At 67.6% G+C, this 16378-nt stretch carries 15 protein-coding genes and 2 tRNA genes; 7 read left to right on the top strand and 10 right to left on the bottom strand.

Annotated elements, in window-relative coordinates; translation table 11 throughout:
• Positions 1-52 precede the first annotated feature (52 nt).
• The gene (locus tag WAS25_RS02350) at positions 53-1603 is read left to right on the top strand and encodes a methyl-accepting chemotaxis protein (RefSeq protein WP_422309906.1); all 1551 of its coding nucleotides are present in this window, start codon (positions 53-55) and stop codon (positions 1601-1603) included.
• 69 nt (positions 1604-1672) lie between these two features.
• Here WAS25_RS02350 and WAS25_RS02355 read toward each other — a convergent pair whose 3' ends face one another.
• From WAS25_RS02355 to WAS25_RS02370, 4 genes are all read right to left on the bottom strand, one after another.
• Positions 1673-2077, bottom strand: a complete 405-nt coding sequence (locus WAS25_RS02355; RefSeq protein WP_422309907.1) for a bacteriohemerythrin — start codon at positions 2075-2077, stop codon at positions 1673-1675.
• 335 nt (positions 2078-2412) lie between these two features.
• Positions 2413-2499: transfer RNA gene (locus WAS25_RS02360), tRNA-Leu, on the bottom strand.
• 114 nt (positions 2500-2613) lie between these two features.
• A complete protein-coding gene (nadE, locus tag WAS25_RS02365) occupies positions 2614-4323 on the bottom strand; it encodes an NAD(+) synthase (RefSeq protein WP_422309908.1) in 1710 nt (569 codons plus the stop codon).
• Positions 4324-4348: 25 nt separating this feature from the next.
• Positions 4349-5473, bottom strand: coding sequence for a sensor histidine kinase (locus WAS25_RS02370; protein WP_422309909.1), 1125 nt, complete (start codon positions 5471-5473; stop codon positions 4349-4351).
• A gap of 35 nt (positions 5474-5508) precedes the next feature.
• Between WAS25_RS02370 and WAS25_RS02375 the strand changes: the two genes are divergently transcribed.
• Entirely contained in the window at positions 5509-6336 is an 828-nt protein-coding gene (locus WAS25_RS02375; protein ID WP_422309910.1) for a pyruvate, water dikinase regulatory protein, read from the top strand.
• 33 nt (positions 6337-6369) lie between these two features.
• Here WAS25_RS02375 and WAS25_RS02380 read toward each other — a convergent pair whose 3' ends face one another.
• Positions 6370-6975, bottom strand: coding sequence for a hypothetical protein (locus WAS25_RS02380; protein WP_422309911.1), 606 nt, complete (start codon positions 6973-6975; stop codon positions 6370-6372).
• A gap of 58 nt (positions 6976-7033) precedes the next feature.
• Positions 7034-8506, bottom strand: a complete 1473-nt coding sequence (pap, locus tag WAS25_RS02385; protein WP_422309912.1) for a polyphosphate:AMP phosphotransferase — start codon at positions 8504-8506, stop codon at positions 7034-7036.
• Positions 8507-8594: 88 nt separating this feature from the next.
• Here pap and WAS25_RS02390 point away from each other — a divergent pair, with 88 nt between their 5' ends.
• A complete protein-coding gene (locus WAS25_RS02390) occupies positions 8595-9509 on the top strand; it encodes a DUF7544 domain-containing protein (RefSeq protein WP_422309913.1) in 915 nt (304 codons plus the stop codon).
• Here WAS25_RS02390 and WAS25_RS02395 read toward each other — a convergent pair.
• Positions 9506-11149: an FAD-dependent protein gene (locus WAS25_RS02395; protein WP_422309914.1), complete on the bottom strand. Its 1644-nt coding sequence runs from the start codon at positions 11147-11149 to the stop codon at positions 9506-9508. The genes WAS25_RS02390 and WAS25_RS02395 overlap by 4 nt on opposite strands.
• A gap of 195 nt (positions 11150-11344) precedes the next feature.
• On the opposite strand from WAS25_RS02395, the gene WAS25_RS02400 reads away from it, so the two are divergent.
• The 3 genes from WAS25_RS02400 to WAS25_RS02410 all read left to right on the top strand — a co-directional run bounded on the left by WAS25_RS02400 (position 11345) and on the right by WAS25_RS02410 (position 13138).
• Positions 11345-11638, top strand: a complete 294-nt coding sequence (locus WAS25_RS02400; RefSeq protein WP_422309915.1) for a hypothetical protein — start codon at positions 11345-11347, stop codon at positions 11636-11638.
• Between the two features lie 103 nt (positions 11639-11741).
• Positions 11742-12659 (top strand): TIGR01777 family oxidoreductase, encoded by a 918-nt coding sequence (locus WAS25_RS02405; protein ID WP_422309916.1) that lies wholly within the window; start codon positions 11742-11744, stop codon positions 12657-12659.
• Complete coding sequence (locus tag WAS25_RS02410) at positions 12656-13138, top strand: SRPBCC family protein (protein ID WP_422309917.1); 483 nt, start codon at positions 12656-12658, stop codon at positions 13136-13138. Before WAS25_RS02405 ends, WAS25_RS02410 begins: the two co-directional genes overlap by 4 nt.
• On the opposite strand, the gene WAS25_RS02415 is transcribed toward WAS25_RS02410, so the two are convergent.
• The 3 genes from WAS25_RS02415 to WAS25_RS02425 all read right to left on the bottom strand — a co-directional run bounded on the left by WAS25_RS02415 (position 13104) and on the right by WAS25_RS02425 (position 16182).
• Positions 13104-15401 (bottom strand): ATP-dependent helicase, encoded by a 2298-nt coding sequence (locus WAS25_RS02415; protein ID WP_422309918.1) that lies wholly within the window; start codon positions 15399-15401, stop codon positions 13104-13106. The two genes, WAS25_RS02410 and WAS25_RS02415, sit on opposite strands and share 35 nt — an antisense overlap.
• A gap of 20 nt (positions 15402-15421) precedes the next feature.
• Complete coding sequence (locus WAS25_RS02420; RefSeq protein ID WP_422309919.1) at positions 15422-15790, bottom strand: c-type cytochrome; 369 nt, start codon at positions 15788-15790, stop codon at positions 15422-15424.
• Between the two features lie 62 nt (positions 15791-15852).
• A complete protein-coding gene (locus WAS25_RS02425; protein WP_422309920.1) occupies positions 15853-16182 on the bottom strand; it encodes a c-type cytochrome in 330 nt (109 codons plus the stop codon).
• A 47-nt stretch (positions 16183-16229) separates the two neighbouring features.
• Here WAS25_RS02425 and WAS25_RS02430 point away from each other — a divergent pair.
• Positions 16230-16315 (top strand) — tRNA-Leu (locus WAS25_RS02430).
• Positions 16316-16378: the final 63 nt, after the last annotated feature.

Here is a 16378-nt window from a genome sequence, read left to right on the forward strand (position 1 = left end):
CTCCATTCCTGGGGCTTCCGATGCAGGGGAACACCTTGTTCAGGGGCGGACCATGGAATTCTGGAAGAACCTCAACATCCGCAAGAAACTGATGTATTCGATCCTGGCCCTCGCGGTCGTGCTGGGCCTCGCGTCCACTGTCTTCTCGCTCTGGCGTCTGAACTCGGCCCTGAATGACGGGCTGAGGCTGAAGGCCGAGAGCCTCTCGGGCCTGGTGGCCGACGGCATCCAGTCCGGCGTGCAGTTCGAGGACATGGGCCTGGTCGAGCGAGGGCTCGACGGCATGAAGGACGACGCCGACATCACCCAGGCCGCCCTCATCTCCCAGGATCCGGCCACCAAGGCCACCAAGGTCGTGACCAAGTCCAAGGCCAAGGCCTACCAGGGCGACCTCGCCCCCCTGGCCGACGCCCTCCTGAAGGAGGTCGCCAAGGACCCCGCCAAGGAGCACGTCTTCCTAGAGAAGGACGGCTATGTCTTGGTCAGCGGCCTGGTGAAGATCGAGGGCGCACCGGTGAAGTCCTACCTCATGCTGGTGTTCAACCGGGACCGCCTCCGCTCAAGCCAGACGGGCGCCCTCCTCGGCATGGGCCTGCTCGGCCTGCTGATGATTGGTGCTGGCTGGGCAGCCGCCTTCCTTCTGGGGAACGCCATTGTCTCGCCCCTGGAACACATTCAGGGCCGCATGCGCGACATCTCCGAAGGCGAGGGGGATCTCACCGCCCGCCTGGAAGTTCACGGCAACGACGAGATCGCCGCCCTGGCCGGGCACTTCAACCGCTTCGTGGACAACATCCACCAGATCGTCCAGCAGGTGATGGCCATCTCGACCAACATCGCGTCCGGATCGCTGCAGATGTCCGCGGGCATGTCCGAGATGCACAGCACCGCCCAGAGCATCGCCCACGCGGCGGAGAGCCAGAAGGCCAGCGTCTCCACCACCACCGACAGCGTCAACGGCATCGCCGGTTCCTCCCAGGTGGTCAACTCCAATGTGTCGGACGCCCTGCAGGTGTTCGAGCAGGCCCAGCAGGCGGCCGGCAAGGGCGGCACGGCCGTGGGCAGCGCCGTCTCCGGCATGCAGGCCATCAACCAGAACTCGAAACAGATCGGCAACATCCTCACGGTGATCACCGAGATCGCCAACCAGACCAACCTGCTCTCCCTCAACGCCGCCATCGAAGCCGCGAAGGCTGGCGAGCACGGCAAGGGCTTCGCGGTGGTCGCCGAGGAGGTCCGCAAGCTGGCCGAGCGCAGCGCCACGGCCGCCAAGGAGATCACGGCCCTGATCACCACCTCCAACCGCGCCATCGGCGACGGCACCAAGATGGTGAACACCGCGGGTGAGGCCCTCAGCAGCATTCAAAGCGCCATCACGGACTCCGCCGAACGCATGAAGACCATCGGCGCCCAGAGCGAGACCCAGAGCCGCGACAGCCAGTCCGTGGTGGCCGCCATGGGCAACCTCACCGCCATCGCCGAGCAGAACGCCGCGGCCATGGAGGAGATGGCCGCCACCATCAAGGAGTCCACCCGCACCGTAGACGAGCTCAGCCACCTGGCCGAGCAGCTCAACTCCCTGGTGGCGCGATTCCGGATCTGATCCTGGTCAGGCCTGCAGCCAAAAGAAGGCCCCGCCACCGCGGGGCCTTCTTTTGAGAGATCGGAGGACTCAGGCTAGGTTCCGCGCCTTCAGGAAGGTCACGAACCCGAAGTCCCCATCGCTGATGTGGTGCCTGAGCCAGCCTTCCATGAAGGTCGGCACCATCAGGGCCATGGCGTGGTGGCTCTCCTGGAACTTGGTCAGCAGCTCATGGAGGCTGGTCAGCATCGTGGCGTGCTCGGACACGTGCTGTGCGAGATCGGGGTAGGCGAACCGCCCCATGTAGGTCTCCTCGGTGGCGAAGTGCCGCTCCGAACAGGCCACCAGATCCTGGAGCAGGGCTTCCACAGCGGCCCTGTCCGCCCCCTCCTGGACCATCCGCCGCAGGCGATCGACGATCCGGAACAGCTCCTGATGCTGTTCATCGATGAGCCTGATGCCCGTGTCGTAGCGCGTGTTCCAGACCGCTTCCATGGCTTTGGTGCTCCCCAGTCTCGGAGGTCGCCCGGAGCCGGGGACGTCATCGGGTCAATCCGTCCGGCAGGCGAATGCTGCCAGTCGACTGTAGTTTTTCAGGACCAGCCGATCAAGTGAAATTCATTTCACGACATCAATTAGTCATTGCGATTAATGCGCTTAAGCTCGGCCGGGGCTTGCCCGACGAGCATCGCCCAAGGCGCCGTCACCATTCGCCGGAGGCGAATGGTGACGCATCAGAGAAGCCGATGGCGTCCCGAGTCAGCCTGGCCTCCCGTCGCGGCTTTGAGTCCGCCCACCACATGGGAAGGCTCCTGCGGGGCCCGACATTTTGGTACCGGTGGTCGGACTCGAACCGACACTCCTTTAGGGGGAAACGGATTTTGAGTCCGTCGCGTCTGCCATTTCGCCACACCGGCCAGAAGGGCCAGGATAGCGCGGTGGCGCGGGTTTTCAAAGCAGCAACCTGGCTTTGCCGGGTTGCTGCGCAGGGGGCCGGGGATGTGCGCGCAGCGCGGAATCCCCTGAGAGAATCAAAGCGCCGTCAGGGGGATGCGGCGTCCCGCGCCGAAGGCCTTGGGGCTCACCTTGAAGGCGAAGGGCAGCTGGCGGCGCTTGAACTCGGTGCGGCGGAGAAGGCCCAGGATACGCGGCAGCGCGGCCCTGGCCTGCGCGAGGGCGGCGCCGTCCAGGAGCAGGGCCAGGTCCTCGGCGAGGGCTTCCTCAGGGCGCTGCGCTTCCAGGGCTGCGCCGAGGATGGCATCCAGCTGCGCGTAGGGCAGCAGGCTGGTCTCGTCGGTCTGGCCCGGCCTCAGCTCGGCGGTGGGCGGACGCTCGATCACGCCGCTCGGCACGGCTTCGCCCAGGTCCCGGGCCATGGCGTAGACGCGCGCCTTGAGGCAGTCTCCGAGGGGCGCGAAGGCGCCGATGCCATCGCCGTACAGAGTGAAGTAGCCCGTGGCGGCCTCGCTCTTGTTGCCCGTGTTCAGGACGGCCACGCGGTCCGTCCCCAGCCGCCGGTGGATCTCCGGCTCGGAGGTGAGGGCCATCAGCAGGCTACCGCGACAGCGACTTTGCAGGTTCTCGTCCGTCAGGCCGAAGGCGCGACCCGGCAGCGCCCGTTCCAGCGCCGCGCCGAAGCCCGCGAAGGGCGCGTCCGCATCCAGGCGCAGGAAGCCCATGCCCAGGTGCCGTGCCTGCTCCTCAGCGAGGTCGGCGCTGACCCCGCTGCTGTAGCGGGTGGGCAGGGCGGCACCCAGGACGCGCTCCGGACCGAGGGCCTCCACCGCCAGGGCCGCGGCCACCGCGCTGTCGATGCCACCGGAGAGGCCCAGCACCACGGCCTGAAGGCCCTGCTTCGCCAGGTTGTCACGAATGCCGGTCACTAGGGCCTGGCGCAGCCAGGGGCCTTCGTCCACGGCCCGCCAGGCCTGGCCCGGTGCGGCGGGATCGACCATGAGCGGGCCCTCGTGGAAGGACTCGCAGCCCTGCCAGCGGCCGTCTGGCAGGGCCAGACCGGAGCCCCCGTCGAAAAGCAGCCAGCTCTCGGCACCGACGCGGCTGGCATAGGCGATGGGCACACCGTGCTTCTCGGCCAGACCGGGAAGCAGGCGGCGGCGCTGGGCCTCCTTCGAGGGAATCGCCCAAGGCGCGGTGTGGCCCGGCGGCAGCCAGCTGCCCAGGGCGCTGGGACTGGCGCTGGCATTGAGGATCAGCGTGGCCCCGGCGGCCGCCAGGTCGGCGATGGGATCCAGGCCGTAGCCCACGGGCGCATTGCCCAGCTGTGGATCCGCCCAGAGGTCCTCGCAGATGGACAACCCGATGCGCTGCCCCTGATACGACACCAGCGGCTGGGCCGAGGCATCCGGCTCGAAGTAGCGGTGCTCGTCGAACACGTCGTAGCTGGGCAGCACGCGCTTGCGGGCGCAGTGGCGCAGGCCACCGTCCGCGCACCACCAGAGCTCGTTCCAGAGGCGGCCGGTAGGCGCAGGTCGGGCCGTCCCGAAGACCAGGGGAACCGCCCCCGACAGCGCCGCCAGCCGCAGGGACTCCTCCTCCACGCGCCGCCGCAGGCCCGACTCCCAGAGTCGGTCCTCCAGCAGGTAGCCGGGGATCGTCAGTTCCGGTGCCAGCACCAGCTGTGCGCCCGCGGCGATCGCCTCGCCATAGGCCTCTTCCAGTTTGCGGCCATTGCCCTCGGGATCCCCGAGGTGGGCGTTGAGCTGGAGTAGCGCGATTCGCATGTGGGAGTTCCTATCGTCCACCAACTTACCAGCGGATCTCCGCGCAGGTGCCGCCCTCGGGCCGTACCGTCAGCCGGAGGTCCGCTCCCTGGGCGTTCAGCCACTTCAACGCCAGGGGCAGACCCAGCCCCGTGCCGTCAGGGCGGCCGCTCTCGAAGGGCCGGAGCATGCGCAGGGCCGTGTCCTCCGACAGCCCGGGGCCTTCGTCCAGCACCTCCAGATGGCCATCGGCGATCCTCACCACCACCCGCCCCCCGAGGGGCGTGGCCTGGCAGGCGTTCTCCAGGAGGTTCACCAGGGCCTGATGCAGCAGTACCGGATCCCCCCGCACGCCCCCCCGCCCTTCGCAGAGCAGGGCCCGCCCCTGGCTCACGGGGCGTCGCTTCAGCTCCCTCAGGGCCTGGGCCGCCACATCCTCGAGTCGCAGGTCTTCGGCGATCGGGTCGAGCGGCTTGGCCCACTGGAGGAACCGCTGGACCAGACGCTCGAGTTCCTCGGTCTCCTCGAGCACAGCCAAGGCGGCCTCGCCGTGGCCAACCCGCTGCAGCAACTGGCCCTGGCCCTTGAGCACCGCCAGGCCGTTCTTCAGCTGGTGGGCCACGCCCGCAGTCATCTCCCCCAGCTCGGCGAAGCGCTCGCGGAGCTGGCGCCGGCGCGCCTCCAGCTCCGCCTCGGTGACATCCTCGAACTGCACCAGGGCGCCGATCCGGTCCGGTGCCTCGATGCGCTGGACCCGCCAGCGGCGTCCGTCGGCTTCCAGGCGATGGGCCGGGCCGGGCTCGGCCTGCAGCACCTCCCGCAGCCAGGCGAAGGGCTCCAGCACGAAGGCCGCCTCCAGACCGAGGACCCCCGAGGTGACCCCCAGGAGCTCACGCCCCCGGCGGTTCAGGGCGGCCAACCGCTGTCTCTGGTCGACCCAGAGCAGGCCCATGGGCAGGGCATCCAGCAGCCGCTCATGCACCGTCCGGAGCTCACCCAGGGAGGCCGCCAGCTCGCCCCGCTCCCGAAGGCTACCTGACACTGCCGTGAGGAGCAGGGCTTCGGGATCCCCGGACGTGCGCCGCCTGAGCCGCGCCCAGCGGACCAGGACCACCACCAGCCCCCCCAGGACCACGCCAAGGGGGAGGGCCAGGACCAGCCAGGCAATCACGTGAGGTTGCATCCTCCCAGGTTAATCTGGATCCCATGGACAGACAGCCGATCTACATCGTCTCCGGGGGATCCGGCGAGACCGCCCACCGCATGGTTCAGGCAGCCCTGACCCAGTTCGCCAAGGGGGAGAGCTCGGCCCTGGTGCGCCGCTTCCAGAACGTCCGCTCCCAGGAGGACCTGGACCGGGTGCTGCAGCTGGCCACGGACAAGCGGGCCGTCATCATCCACACCACCGTGTCCCGCGAGATGCGGGACTACCTCGACAAGCGCTGCGCCGAGCTTCGCCTCACCCAGGTGGACCTCTTCGGCAACCTGCTGGACACCCTGGCGCTCTACCTCCGGGAGCGGCCAGAAGAACGGCCCGGCAGCTTCCATGCGGTGGGCGACAAGTACTTCCGCCGCATCGAGGCCATCGAGTTCGCCCTGAAGTTCGATGACGGCATCGACATGGGAGGCCTGGTGGATGCAGACATCGTGCTGGTGGGCATCAGCCGCACCAGCAAGACGCCCCTGTCCATGTACCTCGCCATGGAGGGGTTCAAGGTGATGAACGTGCCCCTGGTGCCGGGCGTGCCCCTGCCTCCCGAGCTGGCGGGCATCCCTCAGGGCCGCATCGTGGGCCTCACCATCCAGGCCGACCGGCTCCAGGAGATCCGCGCCTACCGCCTGAAGCGCCTGGGCGCTACGGGCAGCGCGGACAGCTACAGCGACATGGGGCGCATCCTGGATGAGCTCGCCTACGCCGACGATGTCTTCAAGCTGCACCGCCGCTGGCCTGTGCTGGACGTCACAGGCCGCAGCATCGAGGAGACCGCGGGCCTGGTGCTGGATCGCGTCTTCGGCAAAGAGCGAGCGGTCTGAACCACTGGGCCGGATGGGGCGCCTTTGGGCACCTCAATGCACGCCGTCGGGAAGAGGGCGGCGCTTCGGCGTTTTAGAGAACCGGGGCGTGTCCTTGGATGCCGCAGGCGGATAGAGCCCGGGCCTGAATGCGTGCTTGTAGAGCAGCTCGCCATCGGGGAGATCCTTCATCCGCACAGGGTCAGCGGCGGCCAGTTCTTCCCGGACTTTGGCCTGGAAGGCGAAGGCCGCGGCCTTGGTCTCCCAGACGAAGTGCAGGGCCTGAGGGTTGCCGGTCTCGCGCACCTTCCCGTGCCGCGCCGTTTCCAGGGCCAGGAAGAGGGCAGTGGCCACCCAGGCCTCCAGGGCATCCCCACAGCGGGACCAGCCGAGGAACGATACGCCGATGTCAATGTGATAGAGGTCTCCGGTGGCCTGGATGCGGAGGTTTCCGTAGTTCGCATCCAGGTCGGGCACTAGCCGGTAACGGGCCTTCCGGTCCGCTGCGGGCAGCTGCCTGACCACCTCGCGGAGGCTGGGTGAATGCGCCAGTGCCCAATGAAAGACCGCCAGGACCACCGGATCCGAGCCGGGGAGCAGGGGCAGCTCGGCTTGGGCCTGGGTGATCTGGACCGGAGGGAGCGGGCTTTGGAGCGGCATGCGGAGAAATCTCAGGTGGAGAAGGACGCGATGGCGATGCTTTCGGCGCAGGCCGAGCCTACAGTTCATCCTCCAGCCGCTGCACGAGGGTCTTCAGAATCTTGATCCGGCCGTAGTACTTGTTCTCGCTCTCAACCAGGGTCCAGGGGGCGATCTCAGTGCTGGTGCGGTCGAGCATGTCGCAGATGGCACTCTCGTAGGCGGGCCACTTCTCCCGGTTGCGCCAGTCCTCCTCGGTGATCTTGAAGCGCTTGAAGGGTGTGGCCTGGCGCTGTTCGAAGCGCCGCAGCTGCTCCTCCGGGCTTATGGACACCCAGAACTTCTGCAGGATGGTGCCATTGCGGGCGAGTTGGTACTCGAAGTCATTGATCTCACTGTAGGCCCGCTGCCAGTCGGCCTCCGTGCAGAAGCCCTCCACCCGCTCCACCAGCACGCGGCCATACCAGCTGCGATCGAAGATCTGGACCTTTCCGCGCCGCGGCAGGTTGCGCCAGAAGCGCCATAGATAGGGCTGGGCCCGCTCCTCCTCGGTGGGCGCAGCCACAGGCTGGATCCGATAGGTGCGCGCGTCCAACGCCTGAGTGATGCGGCGGATGCCACCGCCCTTCCCTGCCGCATCCACGCCTTCGAAGACCAGCACCACCGAGTGTTTCTTGAAGTTCCGATGGCGGGTGAGCAGGTTGAGGCGCCCCTGGAGGGTGAGCAGTTCCTCTTCGTAGGCCTTCTTCTCCATGCGCTTGCTGAGATCCAGGGCCCGGAGGATGTTGAGTCCGTCGAGGGCGGCCGGTACTGGAGGTTGGACCGGCGGCGCCTTGGGTGCCGGGTTGTCGAGGCGTGCCCGCAGCTTCTCCAGGATGATCTTGCCGACCGAGAGCTTCTGGTAGCGGGGATCGGTGGCCTCCACCACGATCCAGGGCGAATCCGCCGTGCTGGTGGAGCGCAGCGCCCGCTCGGCAACCTGGCGGAAGGTGTCGTACATCTCGAAGTGCTTCCAGTCCCGGGGCGTCACCCGCCAGCGGGTCTTGGGATCCTTCTCCAGGCTCTTCAGCCGCTTCTTCTGGGTGTCCTTGCCGAGGTGCATCCAGAACTTCAAGACCAGAGCACCCTCGTGGATGAGCATCTGCTCGAAGCGCACCACCCGGGCCATGTCCTGGTCCAGGTCCGAGGTCTTGATGCGGCCGTGGGCGCGCTCGAGGATGGGCCAGGTGTACCAGGAGCCGTCAAAGATGCCGATCTTCCCCTTGGGGGGCAGCATGCGCCAGTAGCGCCACATGTGGGGCCGCTCCCGCTCCTCGTCCGAGGGCTCGTCCAGGCCGTGGGTCTGGATGTGGCGGGGATCCATCCACTCGTTCAGGGTGTTCACCGTCTCGCTCTTGCCTGCGCCGTCCACCCCTGCCACCAGGATGATCACGGGAAATTTCGCGGCGGTGAGGTCGTACTGGGCATCCAGCAGCGCTTCGCGCAGTCCCGGGACCTCCTTCTCCCAGACCTCCTTGGGGACCTTGTGGCCGAGTTCCGCGGATTCGAACATGATTCCTCCGGGGCGGATCTGCTGCTTTTCGACGCGCTAGCCACGATAGCTGATTTCCGCGTCCAGGCTCCGTGGAATGATGGAAGCCATGGTTTCCATCACCGAGTCCATCCAGCCCGCCATCGCCCACGCGAGGCGCATCCTCTTCGAGCCCTTCAGCGCCCGGAAGTGGTTCGTGCTGGGCTTCTCCGCCTTCCTGGCCCACCTGGGCGGTGGCGGAGGCTCCTTCAACTACAACGGCAATCCCTTCGACCGCTCCTCCTCAGGTGCCACGCCGGACTTCAGCCCCGTCACCACCTGGATCTCCGAGCACCTGCCCCTGGTCATCGCCCTCGCCGTGGTGTTCTTCATCCTCATGCTCGCCCTGGCCGTGGTGTTCCAGTGGCTGAGCAGCCGCGGCCAGCTCATGTTCCTGGATGGCGTGGTAAGGAACCAGGCCGACATCGTGGAACCCTGGACCCGCCTGAGGCACCTGGGCAATGACCTCTTCCGGTTCCGGATCATGCTCCTGCTGGCGACCCTGGCCCTGTTCCTCGTCTGCGGGGGCCTGGGGGCCCTCATTGCCCTGCCCGACATCCATGCGCGCACGTTCGGAGGCGCCGCCTTCGCCGGCGTGCTGGTGGGCTGCGGACTCCTGATCCTCGGGATCCTCGTCCTCAGCCTCATCGGGGCGCTGCTCCACGATTTCGTGGTGCCGATCATGTACCACCGCGAGCTGAGTGTAGCGGCCGCCTGGCAGGTGCTGCGCCGCGAGCTGCTGCCCGGCCACGGCTGGCAGTTCGCGGGGTTCTACCTGATGTACATCCTGCTGTGGATCGGTGCGACCCTGCTCATGCTCCTCGGCTGCTGCCTCACCTGCTGCATCGCCATCCTCCCTTACATCAGCTCCGTGGTCTTCCTGCCGATCTTCGTCTTCTTCCGCTGCTACGCCCTGGAGTTCCTCGCCCAGTTCGGCGATGGGTGGCGCATCATCCAGGTGCCGGAACCCCTCGTCGAGTCCTAGTACTCGTTCGCCAGGTCTCCGGCCCTGACCTGCTTCTCGAAGGGCTGGAACGCCGGTGCCCCGGCGGCCTGGGCGATCCACTCGGCTACCCGGATGCCATCCACCGCGGCCGAGGTGATGCCCCCGGCAAAGCCCGCCCCCTCGCCGCAGGGATAGAACCCGGGGTGGCTGACGGACTGCCCGTCCTCGCCCCGCAGCAGCTGGATGGGGCTGCTGGTGCGGCTCTCGATGGCCAGCAGGATCGCCTCGCGGCTGGCGAAGCCGTGGATCTTCTTGTCGAAGGCGGGCAGGGCCCCGAGGAGCTGTTCCTGCACGAAGCCCGGCAGGCAGGTCCGCAGATCCGCCGCCACGGCGAAGGGGCGGAAGCTGGTGCGCGGAAGCTTGCCCGTGGCCCGGCCCTTCAGGAAGTCCTGGACGGCCACGGCGGGGGCCCCGTAGGTCTCCCCCGCGGCCCGGAAGGCGGCCTGCTCCCACGTGCGCTGGAAGTACATGCCGCCCAGCAGGTGGTCGCTGCCGAAGTCCGCCGTGTTCACCTTGGCCACGAGCCCCGAGTTGGCGAAGCCTGAGTCGCGCTTCTCGTTGCTCATGCCGTTCACCACCACGCCGCCGGGCTCGCTGCTGCACTGGGTGACTTCCCCGCCGGGGCACATGCAGAAGCTGTAGGCGGCCCGGTTCAGGCCGAAGTTGCAGACCAGCTTGTAGTCGGCGGCGGGCAGGGAGGGATGGCCCGCGCTGGGGCCGTACTGGGAGCGGTCGATGAGGTCCTGGGGGTGCTCCACCCGCACGCCCATGGCGAAGGGCTTCTGCCGCATGGCCACCCCGTGGCGGTGAAGCATCTCGAAGGTGTCCCGGGCGCTGTGGCCAGGTGCCATCACCAGGGCCTCACAGGGGAGCTCTTCGCCGTTGGCGAGCACGGCCGCCCGCACCCGGCCCTGCGGGTCGAAGCGCACGTCCTCCAGCCGGGCGTTGAAGCGGTACTGGGCGCCACGCGCCTCCGCCGATTTTCGGATCAGCACCGCGCAGCGTCGGATGACATCCGTGCCGACGTGGGGCTTGGCCAGGTAGAGGATGCGGGGGTTCGCTCCGAAGCGCACGAAGGCCTCCAGCACGTAGCGCGTGGCCGGGTGGCCGATGCGGGTGGTGAGCTTGCCATCGCTGAAGGTGCCCGCCCCTCCCTCGCCGAACTGCGCGTTGGCCTCAGGATCCAGCACCGCGTCCTTCCATAGGCCGGAGATGGCCTTCACCCGGGCCCCCATGGCGGGGCCGCGCTCCAGGACGATGGGCTCGAGGCCGTAGTCAAGCAGGCGCAGGGCGCAGAAGGTGCCGGCGGGGCCGCTGCCCACGATGACCACGCGTGGCCTGCGTGGGGGCTGCGCCACCGCGTAGGGTGCCGTGACCGGCGCAGGTTCGAGTTTCAGGCCGCCGGGCAGCGGGCCCAGAGTCAAGGCCCGATCCGACTCGAAGCTGAGGGCCGTGAGGAAGCGGATGGCCCCCTTGTGGCGGGCATCCAGGCTGCGGCGCTCCAGGGCGACCGCGCGGTAGTCCGTGGGCTGGCCGCCCAGGGCATGGGCCAGCGGCTTGGCCAGGTCCAGCAACTCCTCTCCCAGGTTCAGGGGCAGGTTGGAGAGCAGGTAGCGCATGGTCGCCTCGGCGGAAGGAGTCCACGGGACTCAAGGCCAGGGGACAGGTTAATCCAGGAACGGGGACAAGCCTTCAGGGATGTGCGGGAGGGCTTGGGCTGACCGGGAAGAACCGGCCTGAATAGCCGATTTAAGGGTGGCTTATATTTAGCCGAAACCTATCTTGGGCCTGAGTGTTCTCCGAGGAGGTGGCCCATGACCTTGGATGAAACCATCCTGGAACTGACCTCCAGAACGCCGAGTGGCGGCACTTGCACCATTGGGGACCGTGCTTTCACTGTTCGCTACTGCACCGATATCTGGGAGTGGGAGTACCAGGGCCTCGTCTTCCACGATGCCCTGGATCTGGCCGAAGCCATGCTCCGGGACTGCAACACGAATTCCCGGCTGGTCCGCTTCTACACTGGAAAGATCCCGGACGAGCGAAGGTGGCCCAGAATCCAGCCCCCGGTTGTGGCCGCCCCGGCGATCACACCGTGGTACTACTAGGGGGCTGTCTCGGCACCGCGGGTCTGAACCCGTCGAGGATCCCCGCAGGGCCCGCCCCGATTCCCTGCGGTTCCGGCTGCTGCTCAGCTGATAAGGGGGGATCTTGGTCGAATCGAGCTTGCAGCGGGTGGTGGTGGCCGGCGGCACGGGACTGGTCGGCCAGCCCCTGGTGAGGGCCCTGCTGGGCCTGGGCGCCCGGGTGGCGGTGCTCACCAGGAACCCGCAGGCGCTGGCATGTCCCTCCGGCGCCTCAGCCCACAGCTGGGATGAACTGGCCACCTTGCTGGAGGGCGCGGACGCCGTCATCAACCTGGCCGGTGAAGGCATCGCCGACCGGCGCTGGACCGCCTCCCGGAAGGCTGCCATCCGGGACAGCCGGATCAGGGCCACCGCCCAGCTGGTGGCAGGCATGCGGGCCTGCGCCCGGCCACCCCTTACCCTCATCAACGCCTCGGCCATCGGCTACTACATCCCCCGGGACGAGCATCCCGTCAATGAAGATGCCGGGCCGGGCACGGGCTTCCTCGCCGAGGTCTGCCAGGGCTGGGAAGCCGAGGCTGCCGCCGCTGAAGCCCTCGGTGTTCGGGTGGCCCTGATCCGCATCGGGGTCGTCCTGGATCGGAAAGGAGGCGCACTGCCCAAGATGGCCTTGCCCGTGCGCTGGTTCCAAGGCTGCAAGCTGGGCTCGGGTCGCCAGGGCCTCAGCTGGATCCACGTGGACGATCTGGTTGCCATGCTTATCGAAGCCGCCGGCAATCCCGCCTGGTCGGGCGCCTTCAACGGCACGGCACCCGAGCCCCTGGGCAACGAGGCCTTCACGCGCCTCATCGCCCGGCGGCTTGGGCGCCCGATGCTGCCCGTGCCGGGCTTCCTCACCCGCTTCGCCACGCGGCTGGTGCTGGGTGAGCTGGCCGAGGCCCTGCTGCTGCAGGGCGCCTTCGTTCTGCCCGCCCGCGCCGAGGCCCTCGGTTTCCAGTTCCGCTTTCCCACGGCCGAGGCGGCGCTGGAGGACCTGCTATGAGGGAGGAAGTCTTCATCGCCGTACAGGACCTGCCCTCGCCCAGGAGCGCGGTCTTCAGGTTCTTCTCCGATCCGGCCAACCTCGAGGCCCTCACCCCGCCCTGGCTGAACTTCGAGGTGCTGACGCCGAAGCCCCTGCCCCAGGGCGAGGGCGCCCTCTTCGACTACCGGATCAAGGTGCGGGGGCTGACGCTTCGGTGGCGCACCCTAATCGAGACCTTCGTCCCCGGAGAGAAGTTTGTAGACCGGCAGATTTCAGGTCCCTATGCGCTTTGGCACCACACGCATCGCTTCGAGGATCTGCCGGACGGCGGCACCCGCATGACCGATCAGGTGCGCTACCGGGTGGGCTGGGGCATCATCGGCCGGATCGTCACCGCCTTTTGGGTCCGACGGGATGTCCAGCGGATCTTCGAGTACCGGAAGCAGGTGCTGGCGGAGCGATTCAGACCAGCTCCAGCCCCCCGAATCGAGCCATGATGCGCCGGTCGCCGCCCTGGTCGAAGCGCACGGTGTAGGTCAGGCCATCGCCCCGTCCGGATGCAGCGAGGATGGTGCCGGCCCCAAAGCGGGGGCTCCTCACGCGGGTGCCGGCAGGGAAGGCGCTGGCATCCACCTTCTCGGGGGGCGCGGAGGGTCTGTCGCTCTCCGTCCCGGACGGTGAGGGCGGCACCTCCCGCACTCGGTCGAAAAAGGTGCGGATGCGCTGCAGCTCCGTGGCCACGGAGGCCCCCCCGGCGCCCCGGGTGAAGGAGCTGCCGGGCCGCACGCCCTCGCCGGCCTGGTAGAGCTCCGTGCCCCAACGGATGGGGGCGGTAAGAGCATCGGCCGGGATCTCGCGGAGGAAGCGGCTGGGCATGGAGAGCATCTCCGTGCCCATGATGCGCCGCCGCCGCGCGGCGCTCAGCGTCAGCCGCCGCTGGGCCCGGGTGATGGCCACGTAGAAGAGGCGCCGTTCCTCCTCCAGGCCATCGGACGTCTCGCGGGCATTGCGGTTGGGGAAGACGTCCTCCTCCATGCCGATCACGAAGACATAGGGGAACTCCAGGCCCTTGGCGCAGTGGATGGTCATGAGGCTGAGCTGCGAGGCCTCCTCCAGCTGGTCGGTGTCCGCAGCCAGGGTGATGCGGTCCAGGAACTCCGAGAGGCGGAGGCCAAGCGATTCCGACTCGGCAGCCGCGCTGAGAAACTCCTCCAGGTTGCGGATGCGGCCCTCGGCTTCGAGCGTGGCCTCGTCCTCCAGGCTCTGGAGGTAGCCGCTCTCCTGGAGCACCCACTTCACCAGACCCGCCAGCCCCAGGGCCTCGCGCTCCGGCCCCGCCCGGTGGAACAGGTCCAGGAACCTGCCCAGCTCGCGCTGAGCGCGGCCCTTGAGCTCGCCGGAGTGCAGCAGCAGCGACAACCCCTCCAGGGGGGTGCCGCCCTCGGGAATGGCGCCCTCGATCTTGCCCAGGGTGGTGGGACCCACGCCCCGGCTGGGCGCGTTCACGCAGCGGCGGAAGCTCACTAGGTCGAAGGGGTTCGAGATGAGCCGCAGGTACGAGATGAGGTCCTTCACTTCCTGGCGCTCGTAGAACTTCACGCCGCCCACCAGGCGGTAGGCGAGGTTCTGGGCGCGCAGCGCCTCTTCCATCTGCCGGGACTGCCAGTTGGCGCGGTAGAGCACGGCGACCTTGGCCTCGTGCTCGAGGTAGCGCAGCTCCTGGATGCGCTGCACCACCCACTCGGACTCCAGCCGCCCCTCGTCCGAGAGCTTGAACTGGATGGACTCACCCACGCCCAGGTCCGTCTTGAGGGCGCCCTTGCCCTCCACGCGCTGGGAATTGTTGGCGATCACCTGCGAGGCCGCGTCGAGGATCTTCTCCGTGGAGCGGTAGTTCTGCAGCAGTTCGATGCGCACGGCTTCGGGGAAGTCCTGCTGGAAGTCGAGGATGTTGCGGATGTCCGCTCCTCTCCACCCATAGATCGACTGGTCTTCATCGCCCACCACGCATAGGTTGTGGTGCCGCCGCGCCAGGTGCTGCACCAGCAGGTACTGGGCGCGGTTCGTGTCCTGGTACTCGTCCACCAGGATGTACCGGAAGCGCTCGCCATACTGGGCCTGCATGACCGGTTCGCGGAAGAGGCGCTCGGTCCAGAGGAGCAGGTCGTCGAAGTCGCAGGCCCGGTGGTTCTTCAGACCCTTTTGGTAGAGGTCGTAGGCATCCAGCACCTTGCGGGTCCAGGGGTCCAGGGCCTCTTCGCGGGCCTCGTCGGGCAGCAGGCAGCGGTTCTTGAAGTCGCTGATGAGCTCCAGCACCTTCTTCGGGTGGAACTGTTTCTCCGGAAGCTTCAGTTCCGCCAGCACCTGCTTGACGAGGCTCTTCTGGTCTGCGGGGTCGAAGATGACAAAATCCCGGCCCACCGGCGTGCGCTCGCCCTCGCGGCGGAGGATGCGCGTGCAGAAGCTGTGGAAAGTGCTCACCCACAGCTGTGCCGCGGGCACGGACACCAGCCGCTGGACCCGCTCCCGCATCTCCTCCGCCGCCTTGTTGGTGAAGGTCATGGCCAGGATCGAGCCAGGGTGCACGCCCTCTTCCTCGATGAGCCAGGCGATGCGCCGGGTGATCACCGTGGTCTTGCCGGAGCCGGCACCGGCCAGGATCAGCAGAGGACCGTGAGCATGGCGCACCGCCTCCCGCTGGGGGGCGTTCAGGTTTCGAAGGAGGGGATGGTCGTTCGGTTCGGTGGCGGGGCCGGGCATCCACCTATGCTACAGGGCCGTTACTCCCCGGGCGCGATGACCTTGCCCCTCTCGGCCTTGCGCAGGACCTCCCGGACCAGGACCAGGGCCTCCGCTTCAGTGATCCGCTTCTTGAAGGGGTGCATCACCACCCCGAAGAAGATGCCCTTGCGGATGGTCTTCACCATCATCGCATCGCTTTTCTTGGCCATATTCAGGGTGTCAGTGAAGTCCGTGCCAGGCAGGCGCTTCCCCTCGGGGCTCCGCGCCGAACCGTCGGCACCGTGGCACTTCGCGCAGTTGGCGACATAGAAGCCCTTCAGTTCCTTCACGGACCTGGGCGGGGCCCCGGCGCACAAAAACGGGTGCGGGTGCACGACCAGGTACAGGATCAGGATGGTCCGCCGCATGGTCTCCTCATTGTTCGCTGAATCAACCACTATGGGGCCGTTCCCATGATGGGAAGGTAAAATCAGGAGCGCTTCCTCGTCGCCAGGGGCCGAATGACCTCCGTCACCAGGCGGCGGGCTTCGGCTTCGGTCAACTGCCGCCGAAATCCAGGCATGGCGCCGCGCCCCTTCAAAATCGAGGCCTCAAGCCCCGACGCCTCCTGCTTGGCCAACCAGCGGGACTCCACTAGGTTGCGTCCGCCCAGCCGGGTGCCGTTCGCACTCCGGCCCGTGCCATCAGGACCGTGGCAGACCGCACAGCGCTCCAGGAAGAAGGCCTTCAGGTCCCTGACCTCCGCGGACAGGGACAACGTGGAGAGCGCCAGCAGCAGCACGGCGATACGGGAAACCATTGGTCGAACCTACCATGTCGCGCGGTCTCTCGTTAGGCTGGACCCACGCGCCCGTGGCGGAATGGCAGACGCCGCGGACTTAAAATCCGCTGCCCGCAAGGGCGTGCCGGTTCGAATCCGGCCGGGCGCACCAAGACCAATCTCTGTATGACGGTTAGGTTTTGAAGCGCCCCATCAACTCTGCCAGGCCTTCGGC

It is taken from the genome of Geothrix sp. (assembly GCF_049292215.1).
Lineage (GTDB): Bacteria > Acidobacteriota > Holophagae > Holophagales > Holophagaceae > Geothrix.

Excerpts from the sequence above, each read along its gene's own strand:
- WAS25_RS02350 (WP_422309906.1), top strand. The coding sequence starts at position 53 with ATGGAATTCTGGAAGAACCTCAACATCCGCAAGAAACTGATGTATTCG.
- WAS25_RS02355 (WP_422309907.1), bottom strand. The coding sequence starts at position 2,077 with ATGGAAGCGGTCTGGAACACGCGCTACGACACGGGCATCAGGCTCATC.
- nadE (WP_422309908.1), bottom strand. The coding sequence starts at position 4,323 with ATGCGAATCGCGCTACTCCAGCTCAACGCCCACCTCGGGGATCCCGAG.
- WAS25_RS02375 (WP_422309910.1), top strand. The coding sequence starts at position 5,509 with ATGGACAGACAGCCGATCTACATCGTCTCCGGGGGATCCGGCGAGACC.
- WAS25_RS02380 (WP_422309911.1), bottom strand. The coding sequence starts at position 6,975 with ATGCCGCTCCAAAGCCCGCTCCCTCCGGTCCAGATCACCCAGGCCCAA.
- pap (WP_422309912.1), bottom strand. The coding sequence starts at position 8,506 with ATGTTCGAATCCGCGGAACTCGGCCACAAGGTCCCCAAGGAGGTCTGG.
- WAS25_RS02390 (WP_422309913.1), top strand. The coding sequence starts at position 8,595 with ATGGTTTCCATCACCGAGTCCATCCAGCCCGCCATCGCCCACGCGAGG.
- WAS25_RS02395 (WP_422309914.1), bottom strand. The coding sequence starts at position 11,149 with ATGCGCTACCTGCTCTCCAACCTGCCCCTGAACCTGGGAGAGGAGTTG.
- WAS25_RS02400 (WP_422309915.1), top strand. The coding sequence starts at position 11,345 with ATGACCTTGGATGAAACCATCCTGGAACTGACCTCCAGAACGCCGAGT.
- WAS25_RS02410 (WP_422309917.1), top strand. The coding sequence starts at position 12,656 with ATGAGGGAGGAAGTCTTCATCGCCGTACAGGACCTGCCCTCGCCCAGG.
- WAS25_RS02415 (WP_422309918.1), bottom strand. The coding sequence starts at position 15,401 with ATGCCCGGCCCCGCCACCGAACCGAACGACCATCCCCTCCTTCGAAAC.
- WAS25_RS02420 (WP_422309919.1), bottom strand. The coding sequence starts at position 15,790 with ATGCGGCGGACCATCCTGATCCTGTACCTGGTCGTGCACCCGCACCCG.
- WAS25_RS02425 (WP_422309920.1), bottom strand. The coding sequence starts at position 16,182 with ATGGTTTCCCGTATCGCCGTGCTGCTGCTGGCGCTCTCCACGTTGTCC.